The 13,417-nt window shown below is 66.1% G+C and carries 14 protein-coding genes and 1 tRNA gene; 7 read left to right on the top strand and 8 right to left on the bottom strand.

The window, feature by feature from the left end:
- Positions 1-286 precede the first annotated feature (286 nt).
- Complete coding sequence (locus ETC07_RS10320; protein WP_136248436.1) at positions 287-1,150, bottom strand: YicC/YloC family endoribonuclease; 864 nt, start codon at positions 1,148-1,150, stop codon at positions 287-289.
- A gap of 110 nt (positions 1,151-1,260) precedes the next feature.
- On the opposite strand from ETC07_RS10320, the gene rph reads away from it, so the two are divergent.
- On the top strand, positions 1,261-1,998 hold the full coding sequence (gene rph / locus ETC07_RS10325; RefSeq protein ID WP_136248437.1) for a ribonuclease PH: 738 nt from the start codon (positions 1,261-1,263) through the stop codon (positions 1,996-1,998).
- Between the two features lie 111 nt (positions 1,999-2,109).
- On the opposite strand, the gene ETC07_RS10330 is transcribed toward rph, so the two are convergent.
- Positions 2,110-2,877, bottom strand: a complete 768-nt coding sequence (locus tag ETC07_RS10330) for an exodeoxyribonuclease III (RefSeq protein WP_136248438.1) — start codon at positions 2,875-2,877, stop codon at positions 2,110-2,112.
- A gap of 91 nt (positions 2,878-2,968) precedes the next feature.
- On the opposite strand from ETC07_RS10330, the gene pyrE reads away from it, so the two are divergent.
- The 3 genes from pyrE to rep all read left to right on the top strand — a co-directional run bounded on the left by pyrE (position 2,969) and on the right by rep (position 6,305).
- Positions 2,969-3,649, top strand: coding sequence for an orotate phosphoribosyltransferase (pyrE, locus tag ETC07_RS10335; RefSeq protein ID WP_136248439.1), 681 nt, complete (start codon positions 2,969-2,971; stop codon positions 3,647-3,649).
- A gap of 113 nt (positions 3,650-3,762) precedes the next feature.
- Positions 3,763-4,257, top strand: a complete 495-nt coding sequence (gene trmL, locus ETC07_RS10340; RefSeq protein WP_136248440.1) for a tRNA (uridine(34)/cytosine(34)/5-carboxymethylaminomethyluridine(34)-2'-O)-methyltransferase TrmL — start codon at positions 3,763-3,765, stop codon at positions 4,255-4,257.
- Positions 4,254-6,305, top strand: coding sequence for a DNA helicase Rep (gene rep / locus ETC07_RS10345; RefSeq protein ID WP_136248441.1), 2,052 nt, complete (start codon positions 4,254-4,256; stop codon positions 6,303-6,305). Before trmL ends, rep begins: the two co-directional genes overlap by 4 nt.
- A 54-nt stretch (positions 6,306-6,359) precedes the next feature.
- On the opposite strand, the gene ETC07_RS10350 is transcribed toward rep, so the two are convergent.
- Both ETC07_RS10350 and ETC07_RS10355 read right to left on the bottom strand, forming a co-directional pair.
- Positions 6,360-6,794: a c-type cytochrome gene (locus ETC07_RS10350; protein ID WP_240724621.1), complete on the bottom strand. Its 435-nt coding sequence runs from the start codon at positions 6,792-6,794 to the stop codon at positions 6,360-6,362.
- Between the two features lie 224 nt (positions 6,795-7,018).
- Entirely contained in the window at positions 7,019-8,074 is a 1,056-nt protein-coding gene (locus ETC07_RS10355; protein ID WP_240724622.1) for a baeRF3 domain-containing protein, read from the bottom strand.
- A 328-nt stretch (positions 8,075-8,402) separates the two neighbouring features.
- On the opposite strand from ETC07_RS10355, the gene ETC07_RS10360 reads away from it, so the two are divergent.
- Positions 8,403-8,479, top strand: a tRNA-Arg gene (locus ETC07_RS10360).
- Positions 8,480-8,838: 359 nt separating this feature from the next.
- The gene (locus tag ETC07_RS10365; RefSeq protein ID WP_136248443.1) at positions 8,839-9,300 is read left to right on the top strand and encodes a COG4315 family predicted lipoprotein; all 462 of its coding nucleotides are present in this window, start codon (positions 8,839-8,841) and stop codon (positions 9,298-9,300) included.
- Positions 9,301-9,689: 389 nt separating this feature from the next.
- Here ETC07_RS10365 and ftsZ read toward each other — a convergent pair whose 3' ends face one another.
- Both ftsZ and ETC07_RS10380 read right to left on the bottom strand, forming a co-directional pair.
- Positions 9,690-10,787, bottom strand: a complete 1,098-nt coding sequence (ftsZ, locus tag ETC07_RS10375) for a cell division protein FtsZ (RefSeq protein ID WP_136248444.1) — start codon at positions 10,785-10,787, stop codon at positions 9,690-9,692.
- 128 nt (positions 10,788-10,915) lie between these two features.
- Positions 10,916-11,842, bottom strand: coding sequence for a LysR family transcriptional regulator (locus ETC07_RS10380; RefSeq protein WP_136248445.1), 927 nt, complete (start codon positions 11,840-11,842; stop codon positions 10,916-10,918).
- 158 nt (positions 11,843-12,000) lie between these two features.
- Between ETC07_RS10380 and ETC07_RS10385 the strand changes: the two genes are divergently transcribed.
- Positions 12,001-12,777, top strand: coding sequence for a ferredoxin--NADP reductase (locus ETC07_RS10385; protein WP_136248446.1), 777 nt, complete (start codon positions 12,001-12,003; stop codon positions 12,775-12,777).
- A gap of 26 nt (positions 12,778-12,803) precedes the next feature.
- Here ETC07_RS10385 and ETC07_RS16515 read toward each other — a convergent pair whose 3' ends face one another.
- A complete protein-coding gene (locus ETC07_RS16515; RefSeq protein ID WP_438590662.1) occupies positions 12,804-12,989 on the bottom strand; it encodes a P-II family nitrogen regulator in 186 nt (61 codons plus the stop codon).
- Positions 12,990-13,010: 21 nt separating this feature from the next.
- Entirely contained in the window at positions 13,011-13,349 is a 339-nt protein-coding gene (gene glnK / locus ETC07_RS10395; RefSeq protein WP_136248448.1) for a P-II family nitrogen regulator, read from the bottom strand.
- Positions 13,350-13,417: the final 68 nt, after the last annotated feature.

The raw sequence follows: 13,417 nt of genomic DNA on the forward strand, positions 1-13,417 counted from the left end.
AAGGGTGGGTGAAGCGCAAGTCCTTGTTTGAACGCTTTAGGTTGCCAGGATGGCAAGCGACAGGGCTCGCCGCAGGAGCGGCGATAGCTGGCAGTGAGCGTTTGAAGTGGGGAGTACATATCGGGAGAATTGCGCCTTTTGGTGGGGAGTAAGCCCATGTGCTCCCCATTGTACTCCCCACTTGGCCGTGGCTTAAGCTAGATTTTCGTAGACATCCATAGACAACCCACTTCTTATATTTCTTTTAAAACATGAGGATATGGATGTTGGTGGAGGTCTGTGGACATCACTCAATGTTTTGGATCTGCTCGCGCATCTGCTCGATCAGTACCTTGAGTTCCACGGCGCAGCGCGTGGTCTCGGCGACTACCGACTTCGACGATAGGGTGTTGGCCTCGCGGTTGAGCTCCTGCATCAGGAAGTCGAGGCGCCGACCGATCGGGCCCGGCTGGCCGAGCTGGCGCTCGACTTCGCCCACATGCGTCTCCAGGCGGTCGAGCTCCTCGGCCACGTCGGCCTTCTGGGCGAGCAGCACCAGCTCGGCCTCCAGGCGTTGGGGGTCGAGCTCGGCGCGCATCTCGGCCAGCCGCTCGAGCAGCTGGGTGCGCTGGCGCTCGAGGATCTCCGGCAGCAGGTCGCGGACGGCCCGGACCTGCGTGCGAATCCCCGTCAGCCGCTCGCGGATCAACGCGGCGAGTTGCTCACCCTCGCGGGCACGCCCGGCGGCCAGGTCGTCCAGGGCGGCGGCGAACAGGCGGCGGGCCTCGGCCTTGATGGCGTCGAGGTCCGGCTCCGGCGCCTCGAGCACGCCGGGATGCTCGAGCAGTGCCAGGGCGTCGGGCAGCGTGGCGTCGGGCAGCGTCTCGCGGACCTCGGCCAGTGCGTCGCCCAGGGCCGCGAGCCGTGCGTGGTTGACGCTCGGCGAGGCGCCGCGCCGGGTGGGGTCGAAGCGTAGCGTGCATTCGATCTTGCCACGCGCCAGGCGGTTTCTCAGGGCGTCACGGAAGTCGGGCTCCAGGTCGCGCAATGCCTCGGGAAGGCGGAAGTGAGGGTCGAGATAGCGCTGGTTGACCGAGCGCAGTTCCAGTTGCAGTCGCCCCCAGTCGGCGTCGTGATCCTGCCGCGAGAAGGCGGTCATGCTGTGCGTCATGGCGGGGCTCCTGTCGGGCGGTCTAGAACGGCGGCGATCAGTGTAACCGATTCCCTCGGCAGGGCGTGTAGAATGGCGGGCCATCCATTCCCGACTGCGAGAGAGCTGCCATGGCCGAGGATTTCCGGCGTCCCAGCGGACGCACCCCCCACGAGACCCGCGAGGTCCGCCTGACCCGCGACTACACCCGCCATGCCGAAGGCTCGGTGCTGGTGGAGTTCGGCGAGACCAAGGTGCTGTGCAACGCCAGCGTCGAGGCCGGTGTGCCGCGCTGGCTGCGTGGCAAGAAGCAGGGTTGGGTGACCGCCGAGTACGGCATGCTGCCCCGGGCGACTCATTCCCGCAGCGGCCGCGAGGCGACCCGCGGCAAGCAGGGTGGTCGTACGCTCGAGATCCAGCGGCTGATCGGCCGTTCGTTGCGCGCGGCGGTGAACCTGAAGAAACTCGGCGAATACACCATCACCGTGGATTGTGACGTCATCCAGGCCGACGGTGGCACCCGCACGGCCTCGATCACCGGCGGCTGCGTGGCGCTGATCGATGCCGTGCGCTACCTGCAGCGCGAGAAGCTGATCAAGGCCGACCCCTTCCACCAGCTGGTCGGTTCGATCTCGGTGGGCATCTATCAGGGCGTACCGGTGGTCGACCTCGATTACCCCGAGGACTCCCGGGCCGGTACCGACATGAACGTGGTGATGGCCGAGGGCGGCGGGTTGATCGAGGTGCAGGGCACCGCGGAGTCGGGCACTTACAGCCGCTCCGAGCTCGATGCCATGCTCGACCTGGCCGAGCAGGCCGGCAGCCAGCTATTCGATCATCAGCGCGAGGCGCTGGGCATCCGCGGCTGAAACGGTCTCGCTCAAGGCCCAGTCGATCAGGGCTTCCGTAACGCAACACGCCGGCCTAAGGGCCGGCGTGTTGCGTCATGCTGGGGCACGACGGCGACGAAGGGAGGCGCCTCAGAGCGGCAGGTCGTACTCGACGATCAGCGGCGCGTACTCGGAGAAGGTTGCGTCGTAGTCGATCCAGGCGTCCACCACATGACGGCGGAAGTTGGGGCCGACCAGCTGGTAGTCGACGCGCCAGCCTTCCTGCCGCTCGCGGGGCTGGTCTTGGTCCAGCGCCGGCCACCAGGTGTACTCGCCGGCGTCGCGGTTGATCTCGCGGAAGGTGTCGATGAAGCCGATCGGGCCGAATACCTGATCCATCCAGGCGCGCTCCTCGGGCTTAAAGCCCGGCGTCGTCTGGTTATCGGCCCAGTTCTCGAGATCGACGGTCTTGTGGGCGATGTGCCAGGTGCCGCAGATGATGTACTCGCGGCGCTTGCGGGCCATCTTGGCCAGGTACTCCTGGTACTGGGCCATGAAGTTCTGCTTGGCGGCCGGGTCGCTGCCGTCGGGCATCAGGAAACTGGCGATGCTGAAGCGGTCGTAGTCGGCCTGCAGAAAGCGCGCCTCGTGGTCGCACTCGGGGAAGCCCAGGCCGTACATGATCGCCTTGGGAATCTTGCGGCAGTAAAGGCCGACGCCGGAGAACCCGTCCTGTTCGGCATCGAGGAAGTAACCCTCGTAGCCTTCCGGATAGAGGATGCTGTCGTCGAGCTCAAAACTCTTGGCCTTCAAGTTCTGCACGCAGACGACATCGGCATCCTGGTTGGCCAGCCAGTCGAGGAAGCCCCGACCCACCGCCTCGCGGATGCCATTGACATTGATGGTGGCGATTTTCATACATGGTCCCTTTTGCGTCGCGCGTGTATGATACCCGACGTTTCGACGTTTGGGTAAATGGCGTCCGCCAATAGACGTGATAGGAGGCTCCGTGGCCGCATCGACCCTGCAACCGTATCAGCAGGCCTTCATCGAGTTCGCCATCGAGCAGGGCGTGCTGCGCTTCGGCGAGTTCACCCTCAAGTCCGGGCGCGTCAGCCCCTATTTCTTCAATGCCGGGCTGTTCAAGAGCGGCCGCGCCCTGGCGCAGCTGGGGCGCTGCTACGCCCAGGCCATCGCCGACAGCGGCCTCGAGGCCGACGTGCTGTTCGGTCCGGCCTACAAGGGCATCCCCCTGGCCGCGACCACGGGTGTGGCGCTGGCGGACCATCATGACCGCGATCTGCCCTATGCGTTCAATCGCAAGGAGGCCAAGGACCACGGCGAGGGCGGCCAGATCGTCGGCGCCGAGCTGGCCGGCCGCATCCTGATCATCGACGATGTCATCACCGCCGGCACCGCCATCCGCGAGGTGATGGGGCTGATCGAGGGTGCCGGAGCCGAGGCCGCCGGGGTGGTCGTCGCCCTGGACCGCCAGGAGCGCGGCGGCGATGACGCCGATCCGCGCAGTGCCATCCAGCAGGTCGAGGCCGCCTACGCCGTGCCGGTGGTCAGCATCGTCACCCTGGACATGGTGCTCGAGTATCTCGAGGTGCATGCCGGCGATGCGCTGCGCGGCCACGCCGAGGCGATCCGCGCCTACCGCGACCGCTACGGCATCGCGGCGCACTAGGCGGCTTTCACTCCGGGGCGGCGTGATCAGGCCCCACTGCCGATGCCGGATTCTCGGGCCCCATGGCGGGGCCCGAGCGCGTTGTCGCCCTTGCCTGTTCACAGGAGTCATCGATGCTCGACGTGGTGCTCTACCAGCCCGAGATCCCGCCCAACACCGGCAACCTGATCCGGCTGTGTGCCAATACCGGCTTCCGGCTACACCTGATCGAACCGCTGGGTTTCGAGCTGGACGACAAGCGCCTGCGGCGTGCCGGCCTCGACTATCATGAGTGGGCCCGGGTGACGGTGCATCCCGACTGGGCGGCGTTCCTCACCGCCGTGGCGCCGGCCCGGGTGTTCGCGGTCTCGACCCGCGGGCGTACCGGCCATCACGAACCCGCCTATCGCGAGGGCGATGCCCTGGTGCTGGGCCCCGAGACCCGCGGCCTGCCCCAGGCGATGCTCGACGCCTTGCCCGAGGCGCAGCGTCTGCGCATCCCCATGTTGCCCGCGAGCCGCAGCCTGAACCTGTCCAACGCCGGTGCGGTGCTGGTCTTCGAGGCCTGGCGCCAGCTGGGGTTCGAGGGGGCCGGCCTGCCGGAGGACGCGCCGAGGAGTGACGCATGAGCCAGAGCATCAGCAGCCGTGTCGCCAAGCTCAACCCCCGCCAGCAGGAGGCGGTGCGCGCCATCGATGGGCCCTGCCTGGTGCTGGCCGGCGCCGGCTCCGGCAAGACCAGCGTGATCACCACCAAGATCGCCTACCTGGTGCAGGAGTGTGGCATGAGCGCCCGGCGGATCGCCGCGGTGACCTTCACCAACAAGGCCGCCCGGGAGATGAAGGAGCGTGTGGGCCAGCTGCTCCAGGGCCGCCAGGGCCACGGGCTGACGGTCTCGACCTTCCACACCCTGGGGCTCAACATCATCCGCGGCGAGCTCAAGGTGCTGGGCTACAAGCCGGGCTTCTCGCTGTTCGACCCGGAAGATGCCAAGGCGCTGCTGCGCGACCTGATGAACAAGGACGCCCAGGTCGACGCCGAGGCGATCAACCAGGTGCAGGCGACCATCTCCAACTGGAAGAACGACCTGGTGCTGCCCGGCCAGGCGCTGTCGCATGCGGAAAGCGAGGACGAGCTGTTCGCCGCGCGGGTCTACGAGGCCTATGTGCGCCACCTCAAGGCCTACAACGCGGTGGACTTCGACGACCTGATCCTGCTGCCGGTGACCCTGCTGCGCGACGATCCCGAGGCGTTGGCCCGCTGGCGGCGCAAGATCCACTACATGCTGGTGGACGAATACCAGGACACCAACGTCAGCCAGTACATGTTGGTGCGCTTGCTGATGGCCGAGCGCCAGACCTTCACCGTGGTCGGCGACGACGATCAGTCGATCTATGCCTGGCGCGGCGCGCGCCCCGAGAACCTGGTGACCCTGGGCGAGGACTTCCCGCGTCTGAACGTCATCAAGCTCGAGCAGAACTACCGTTCCACCGGGACCATCCTGCGTGCCGCCAATACGCTGATCGCCAACAACCCCCACGTCTACGAGAAGACCCTATGGTCGGATATGGGTCAGGGCGAGTCGATCCGCGTGGTGGTCAATCGCCACGAGGAGGCCGAGGCCGAGCGGGTGGCCAGCGAGATCCTCACTCGGCGCATCAAGGAGCGCGCCGAATGGCGCGACTTCGCGGTGCTCTACCGCGGTAACTTCCAGGCCCGGCTGCTGGAGCTCAAGCTGCAGCACTACCAGATCCCCTACAAGCTCTCCGGCGGCACCTCCTTCTTCTCGCGCAACGAGATCAAGGACGCCATGGCCTACCTGCGGCTGCTGATCAACCCGGCCGATGACAACGCCTTCCTGCGCATCGTCAACGTGCCGCGCCGCGAGATCGGGCCGAGCACCCTGGAGAAGCTCGCCAACTACGCCACCGAGCGCGGCGGTTCGCTGTTCGCCGCCTGCCAGGAGATGGGGCTGGCCGAGCTGCTGCCGACCCGCGCGGTGGAACGCCTGGGGCGCTTCACCCACTTCATCGAGGGCGTGCGTCGACGCATGGATGGCGGCGATGCCATCGAGGCGATCCGTGACATGCTGCGCGAGATGGACTACGAGGCCTGGCTCTATCAGAACGCCAGCGCCCCGACCATCGCCGAGCGACGCATGGCCAACGTCTGGACGCTGATCGACCAGCTCGAGAAGTCGATGGGCGCCGACCCCGACGAGGACACCGCCAGCACCGAGACCGATGGCGTGGAGGCGGCGATCTCGCGGCTGGTGTTGCGCGACATCCTCGAGCAGCAGGCCGAGGAAGACGACTCCGACCGCGTGCAGCTGCTGACCATGCACGCCTCCAAGGGGCTCGAGTTCCCGCATGTCTACCTGATGGGGCTGGAGGAGGAGCTGCTGCCGCACCGCAACGCCATCGAGGTCGATACCGTCGAGGAGGAGCGACGCCTGGCCTACGTGGGCATCACCCGGGCGCGGCGTACCCTGACCATGACCCTGGCGCGTCAGCGCAAGGCCTACGGCGAGCTGATGGACTGCACGCCGAGCCGCTTCCTCGACGAGCTGCCGGAGGATGCCCTGGAATGGGAAGGGCGGGCCGACCGTGAGGACCCGGAGAAGAAACAGGCTCGCGGTAAGGACGCCATCGCCGGGCTGCGCTCGCTGCTGGGATGAGCACCGGGGCGAAAGGCTGCGTCGACGCCCCGGTGTCATGGTGCGGCCACCGCGCTATTGCGAGGCGCTGACCAGGTGATCGACGGCCGCCTTGACCTGGGCGTCGGACAGGTTGGGGTTGCCGCCCTTGGCGGGCATGGCGTTGAGGCCATTGATGGCGTGGTCGTAGAGGGTCTCGATGCCCTTGTCGAGGCGCGGCCCCCAGGCCGCTGCATCGCCCATCTTGGGGGCGCCGGCGGCGCCGGTGTCGTGGCAGGCCGTGCACGCCGAGCCGTAGGCGGCGGCGCCATCGATGTCGGTGGCGGCCGATTCGCTGGTGCTGGCAGAAGAGGCGGCCCCGTCGCCGCAGTCATCGCCCTGGAGGCAGAGCTCGCCCACCGGCGCCAGGCGTTCGGCGATAGCATCGTGACTCATGTCGTCAGCGGCGAAGGCCAGCCCCGTCAGGCTGAGGCCGGCCAGGTATCCCGCGATCCACTTGCTGGCATTCACTATGTCACCTCTCGATAGGCGGTCACTCGATGGTGGCGTCAGCCGGTGCTGAACCGGTGCGTGGCGCACCCCGTCATGCCGACCAGTATAACCAGCATGAGGCGTTGCGGGGACAGAAGCGGCCAGGCCTGCGTTGATAGACAAGAACGGCGGCCCTAGGACCGCCGTCGTGTACCGCTACGTTGCTCCGGAGCTCGATGATCGCCAGGGGCGATATCGCTGCCTTACACCGGTTCCATGGCATAGCGCAGGATGGCTGCTACACCACTGCGGGCGGGCATCAGCTCGCTCGGCACGAATACCACCTCGCCGTCGGTGCTGATGACATGCTTGGCGATGGCGTCGAGCACATCCTCCGTGCCGGGTTGGTCATAATCGACCTTGCCATCCCCGGCATCGACAGTGCCTTCGATACGCGTCTCCGTGTCGATCAGCAGGGTACCGACCTGGCCGATGGTGGCCGAGTAGGCGATCTTTTCGAGGTCGCTCTCGCCCTCGCCATGCGAGGCGCGCTCCTGATACTGCTCGATCAGCGCATCGAGGTCGGTGCGCGTCGCCTGGCGAGCCACTTCCCAGGACATCTCACCGAGATTGTGCTGGCGAATGGCTTCGAAAGGCTCTTGATCGATGCCACTCTCGAGCAGGTGGGGGTGTTCGCTGACCTCGCGGAACAGCCCCTGATGCTCGGCGACCATGGCGAGCACCAGCGGACGCTTCTGCTTGCCGGTGTGGTGAGCGCGGATTGCCTGGTCGATCGCCTTGAAGTATTGCTTCAGGTCGGTGCTGTCATCACCGCTGCGCTCGCCGTCCTTGCGGTTGGCGGAGGTTTCGGTCTTGCCAAGGGCCTCGCCCATGCCGCGCGGCACGTCACGGTGCAGCTCGACTTCGGTCAATTGCTCCTGATTGCCGTTATACAGCGTCACGTCATGCAGGCTGACGCAGAGCACCTGATACTGCATCCAGTGAGAGGCTTCGCGCAGGGCCGGGCGCAGGTAGAACTCATGGCCGACGATGGCCAGGGCGCTCTCCGGACGGGTCATCATCGTCCGGATAATGAATCGGTTCGGTGAGACGAAGACGACCAGGCCATTCTGCTGATGGGTCCAGAACGTCTCGTCGGTGCCCACCGACTCCAGCTGCTCGATCAGCTCTGCCCGCCGGGACTTGTCGATCTCCCAGCCCTCGAGCGCTTCGATGGCCTTCTTGACCTGATCCTTGTAGAGGATCCGGTTCTCTTCACGGTAATTGGAGACCGGTGTGGTGGGCACATAGAGGCTCACGCATGGTGCATCATCCCCCTTCAGGAGGGTCGTGATGTCGCGTTCTTGGAGAGCTGGGGCCTGAGTTTCGTGTGGTGTCGTTGCCATGTGACTCCCTGAGAGTTGGGTAGCGCATGTCTTCACCAAATGACATGTCGATGATGGATCGGCCTTTCAAGAACCGCCCCGCTGTCTGCACATTTCCCGCGGCACACCGCATGACATGGCGGAGTGGCCCACCAGGTGGACAAGGCTCGACCGGGTGGGCGTTATTTCCCTGCGGCTGGACAGCCGAAAAGTGGCGCGGTAGGATGTCGCTCGCTCGGTGGCGATGGCCAACGAGCACCGCGCGCCCTTAGCTCAGCTGGATAGAGCGTCGCCCTCCGGAGGCGAAGGTCAAAGGTTCGAATCCTTTAGGGCGCGCCATAGAATTCAAGGGCCTACGGTTATCCGTAGGCCCTTTTTCTTGGCCGGTCTTCAAGCGCTACCCCCGTCCATGCTCGCCGACACGGGCACCGGGTCCATGTTCGAAGCATGACGGCCCGGTGCATGTCGTCTCGGCTCAAGGAGGCGAGCGTTCCGCCCCAGGGCAAGGGCTCGACCTCGATCGTTTAAGCCCCCATTCTGATAAGGGTCTTCCGGCCCCTGTTCGCGCAAGACGCACAAGACACGCGCCGCGCTTCGCGACTTGCGATGCCTGTGAGGGGCCGGAAGAACCGTCCGGCCGAGTGTTCACCTGCACCCTGAACTCGGCCCGTGATGCTTTCCTATCAAGGATAACGATCATGCAAGTATGGAAAACAGCCCTCGCCACCGCCCTCGCCGCCGCCGTGTCAGTGCCCGCCCTGGCGCAGTCCGGTAGAGATGCCGTCTTGAACGTCGAACAGAGTGACCAGTACGAGCGTTACCTGACCGATGGCCAAGGCCGCACGCTGTATCTGTTCACCAAGGATGCACAGGGTGACGGCGATGGCCAGGCGGCGAGCCGCTGCCATGATCAATGCGCGGAGGTCTGGCCGCCGCATAGCGTCGATGGTGAGCCGCAGGTCGGCGAGGGGCTGGATCCATCGCTGGTCGGCACGCTCGAGCGTGAGGATGGCACGACCCAGCTGACGTATGGGGGGTGGCCGCTGTACCGCTTCGTCAAGGATCAGGCCGCCGGTGAAGTGAAGGGCCAGGATGTCCATGGCTTCGACGGGGAGTGGTATCTGCTGTCGCCGGACGGGACCAAGAACGATGCGCAGTAAGGGCATGCCCTCCGCATGATGGCGCCCCGGCTAGGCGTTAGCCGGGGCGCATGGAGGGACGCACTCGACATGTGAGCGGCCGGGCGCGATGGCGGGCCTGGCTTGCCGCGTGGCGCCCTTCGCCACGCTACCCGCCTGGAGAGGCCCCGAGTCTGCCTGACGATCGCCCCTTCGACCGCTCCCCCGGTGCGTGAATCGGTCCCGCAGCACGCCTGGATGTGAGCCCCGGGCACGCCGCCGGGTCGCAGGGATGCGCCGCCGCTGTCTCTCCTCGACTATTCCTGGCTCGCCTGGACGTCGATCGTGCTGTCGACCCATCTCACCGGTATCTTCAAGGGCGGTTTCGCCGGCGCCTCTCCGGGCGAGCCTTGGCAGGAGCGCTAGCCGAGTCAGCGTCGCTTCAGGTGGTTCAGGAAACTGTCGAGATCCAGCAGGTCTTCCTGGCGCTTGCCGTGCTTGGGGGTCGCCGCCTCGGTCGTGCGTGTTGGCCGCGGCTTGCCCGCGGCACGGCCCGGACGCGTCTCGGGGGTCGCCGCCAGCCCGGTGGCGATCAGCGAGACGCGCAGGCTGCCGTTCATGTCGGGATCGAAGGCGGTGCCGACCACGCGCATGGCATCTTCACTGGCGAGCGCGGCGACCTGATGGCCGACCTCGTCGAAGTCGGCGAGGCTCAGGTCGGCGCCGGCGGTGATGCTGACCAGCACACCCGCGGCCTCGGCCAGGTCGGTGGCCTCCAGCAGTGGATGCTCCATCGCCGCGCGCACCGCCGCCTGGGCCCGGTCCTCGCCGTGACCTTCGCCGGTGCCGATGCGTGCCCGGCCGGGCCGCCGCATCACCGCCGCCACGTCGGCGAAGTCGATGTTGATCAGGCCGGGACGGGTAATGATCTCGGCGATGCCGGTCACGGCCTCACGCAGCACGTCGTTGACCGCGGCGAAGGCGCGCATCATCGAGGCGCCGTGGCCGAGGGTCGGCAGCAGGCGGTCGTTGGGCACCACCACGAGGCAGTCTACCTGGCCGTCGAGCGCGGCGATGGCGTCGTCGGCGGTCTGCTGGCGTCGCTGGCCCTCGAAGCCGAAGGGGCGCGTCACCACGGCCACGCTCAACAGGCCCATCTCGCGGGCCAGGCCGGCGACCGCCGGGGTCGCACCGCTGCCGGTGCCGCCGCCCATGCCGGCCATCAGGAACAGCAGGTCGGTGCCGGCCAGCCGGGCGCGCAGGTTATCGCGGCTTTCCTCGGTGGCCCGCTGACCGGCCTCGGGGTCCGCTCCGGCGCCGAGGCCGCGGGTGGTGGCGCTGCCGATGGGCAGCGCCACGCCCTGGGGCAGTCGCTCGAGAGCCTGGCGGTCGGTGTTCACGGCGATGGCATCGATGCCTTCGAGGGCGGTGGTATCGATCAGGTGACGGATGGCATTGCCACCGCCACCGCCGATGCCGACCACCTTGAGGGAGGCGGGATACTCCTGGGGGAGATAGGGTTCGCTCATGCGTACTGCCACGGGTCGGTGAGGAAAGGAGAGACTGTTGTCCCATCATCGGTGAAAGTGTGGCCGGTTTGAAAGGTCCGTGCCCGTGGAAAGGGCCGGCGACGCTTGGGCATCGCGCGCAGCGGCCTTCAGGAGGGCTGGGGAAGGTCGATCTGATCGCTGCGCCGAATGCCTTCGGTCATCTGGCGGCAGAGCTTGAGGAATTCTCGCATGCCGGGCGCCAGGTACTTGTGACGGTGCCAGATGAAGGCGAACTGGCGGCTCAGGTCCAGGTCGGGCGTGGGGATCGGCACCAGGCTGCCGCGGCGGAAGGCATCGCGTAGCGCCAGGCGCGAGACGCAGCCGATGCCCAGGCCCGACTCCACGGCGCGCTTGATGCCCTCGGTGTGTTCGAGCTCCAGCAGGGCGTTGAAGCGCCCCCGCCGGTGCCGGGCGGCCTGTTCCAGCGTCAGCCGGGTACCGGAGCCTTGTTCACGCATGATCCAGTCCTCGCGCAGCAGGCGGTCGAGTTCCACCGGGCCCTGGCCGGCCAGGGGGTGGCCCGGGGCGCAGAACACCGCCAGATCGTCCTCGACCCAGGGCTGGGTGATCACGTCTTCGTCCTCGCATTGCCCCTCGATCAGCCCCAGGTCCAGCTCATGGTGGCGTACGCCTTCGATGATGGTGCGGGTATTGCGCACCTGAAGGCGGATGCGGCTGCCCGGATGCTGCTGCATGAAGTCGCTGATCAGCAGCGTGGCGAGGTAGTTGCCGATGGTCAGCGTGGCGCCCACGTCGAGGATACCGATGCCTTGCTGGCCACGGAGTAATCCCTCGATCTCTTCGGCGCGGTCGAGCAGGGCCACGGCCTTGGGCAGCAGCTGGAAGCCCAGCGCGTTGAGCTTGAGACGCTTGCCGATGCGGTCCAGCAGGCGACAGTCGAATTGCCGCTCCAGCTCGGCCAAGGCGGTGCTGGCCGCCGACTGGGACAGCGCCAGGGCGCGGGCGGCGTGGGAAACGCTTTCGTGCTGGGCCACGGCGACGAACACTTCGAGCTGGCGCAGGGTATAGCGCATGGTGGGGCTCCGGATCTTTTTATCTAGATTATAGATAAGCTTTATTCACACAACCCATTTAACAGATATCACGCCGTCTCTTAGAATGATGATCAAAGACAATCTGGCGCGCTTATTAGTTTTCGGCATATGCGCCTTGGCGAAACATAGGAGCCGGCATGAGCAAGTTCGCCCTGGAAGAAGTCCTCAGCGTTCATCACTGGAACGACACCCTGTTCAGCTTCAAGACCACTCGTGAGCGCAGCCTGCGCTTCAAGAATGGCCAGTTCGTGATGATCGGCCTGGAGGTGGACGGCAAGCCGCTGATGCGCGCCTACTCCGTGGCCAGCCCCAACTACGAGGATCACCTGGAGTTCTTCTCCATCAAGGTGCCGGATGGCCCGCTGACCTCGCGCCTTCAGCATCTCGAGGTCGGCGATCAGATCATGGTCAGCCGCAAGCCTACCGGCACCCTGGTCACCGACGACCTGCTGCCGGGCCGCAACCTCTACCTGCTGTCCACCGGTACCGGCCTGGCGCCCTTCATGAGCCTGATCCAGGACCCCGAAGCCTACGAGCGTTACGAGAAGATCGTGCTGATCCACGGCGTGCGCAGCGTCAGCGAGCTGGCCTATGCCGACTTCATCACCCAGGACCTGCCGGCGCACGAGTATCTGGGCGAGGAAATCAGCGAGAAGCTGGTCTACTACCCCACCGTGACCCGCGAGACGTTCCACACCATGGGCCGCCTGACCGACCATATTCGCAGCGGCAAGCTCGCCGAGGATACCGGCCTGCCGCCTCTCGACCCGAAGCAGGACCGCGCCATGATCTGCGGCAGCCCTGCGATGCTCGACGAGACCAGCGCGCTGCTCGACGAGCTGGGCTTCAACATCTCGCCGCGCCTCGGCGAGCCCGGCGACTACGTCATCGAGCGGGCCTTCGTCGAGAAGTAAGCCGGCCGTGCCGTGAGCTGTCAGCCTCAAGCTTGAAGCTGGAAGAAAAACGCCACCGCCCCAGGCATATGCCTGGGGCGGTGGCGTTCATGCTGCCTTCGAGCTTCGACGGCATCCTCGTCGTTTTCCCCGGTACGAATCCGGATCATCGGCTCCAGGGCGGTGACGAAGATCGTGCCATCGCCGATCTTGCTGGCGCTGGTGAGCGTCACCGGTAGGGTGCCGATGCCCGGTTAGACGGCATCCTTGTCGGTTTCCCCGGTACGAATCCGGATCACCTGCTCCAGGGCGGTGACGAAGATCTTGCCATCGCCGATCTTCCCGGTGTTGGCTACCTGGGTGATGGCATCGATGACTTGTTCGGTCATCGGCTCGTCCACGGCCACCTCGAGCTTCACCTTGGGCAGGAAGTCGACCACGTATTCGGCACCGCGATAGAGCTCGGTATGGCCCTTCTGACGGCCGAAGCCCTTGACCTCGGTGACGGTGATGCCCTGGACACCGATCTCCGAGAGCGCCTCGCGGACGTCGTCGAGCTTGAATGGCTTGATGATGGCGGTCACCAGTTTCATGGTCCTCTCCTCGCGTTATTCGTATCCGATGGCGCCACTCGCCATCCCTGACGGAGCCATTGTGCCAG

The organism is Halomonas borealis (assembly GCF_004798905.1).
Lineage (GTDB): Bacteria > Pseudomonadota > Gammaproteobacteria > Pseudomonadales > Halomonadaceae > Halomonas > Halomonas borealis.

What these genes read in the sequence shown, in the direction of transcription:
- ETC07_RS10380 (WP_136248445.1), bottom strand. Translation starts at nt 11,842, where the DNA reads ATGCGCTATACCCTGCGCCAGCTCGAAGTGTTCGTCGCCGTGGCCCAG.
- glnK (WP_136248448.1), bottom strand. Translation starts at nt 13,349, where the DNA reads ATGAAACTGGTGACCGCCATCATCAAGCCATTCAAGCTCGACGACGTC.
- ETC07_RS10385 (WP_136248446.1), top strand. Translation starts at nt 12,001, where the DNA reads ATGAGCAAGTTCGCCCTGGAAGAAGTCCTCAGCGTTCATCACTGGAAC.
- rep (WP_136248441.1), top strand. Translation starts at nt 4,254, where the DNA reads ATGAGCCAGAGCATCAGCAGCCGTGTCGCCAAGCTCAACCCCCGCCAG.
- ETC07_RS10365 (WP_136248443.1), top strand. Translation starts at nt 8,839, where the DNA reads ATGCAAGTATGGAAAACAGCCCTCGCCACCGCCCTCGCCGCCGCCGTG.
- ftsZ (WP_136248444.1), bottom strand. Translation starts at nt 10,787, where the DNA reads ATGAGCGAACCCTATCTCCCCCAGGAGTATCCCGCCTCCCTCAAGGTG.
- ETC07_RS10330 (WP_136248438.1), bottom strand. Translation starts at nt 2,877, where the DNA reads ATGAAAATCGCCACCATCAATGTCAATGGCATCCGCGAGGCGGTGGGT.
- ETC07_RS10320 (WP_136248436.1), bottom strand. Translation starts at nt 1,150, where the DNA reads ATGACGCACAGCATGACCGCCTTCTCGCGGCAGGATCACGACGCCGAC.
- trmL (WP_136248440.1), top strand. Translation starts at nt 3,763, where the DNA reads ATGCTCGACGTGGTGCTCTACCAGCCCGAGATCCCGCCCAACACCGGC.
- rph (WP_136248437.1), top strand. Translation starts at nt 1,261, where the DNA reads ATGGCCGAGGATTTCCGGCGTCCCAGCGGACGCACCCCCCACGAGACC.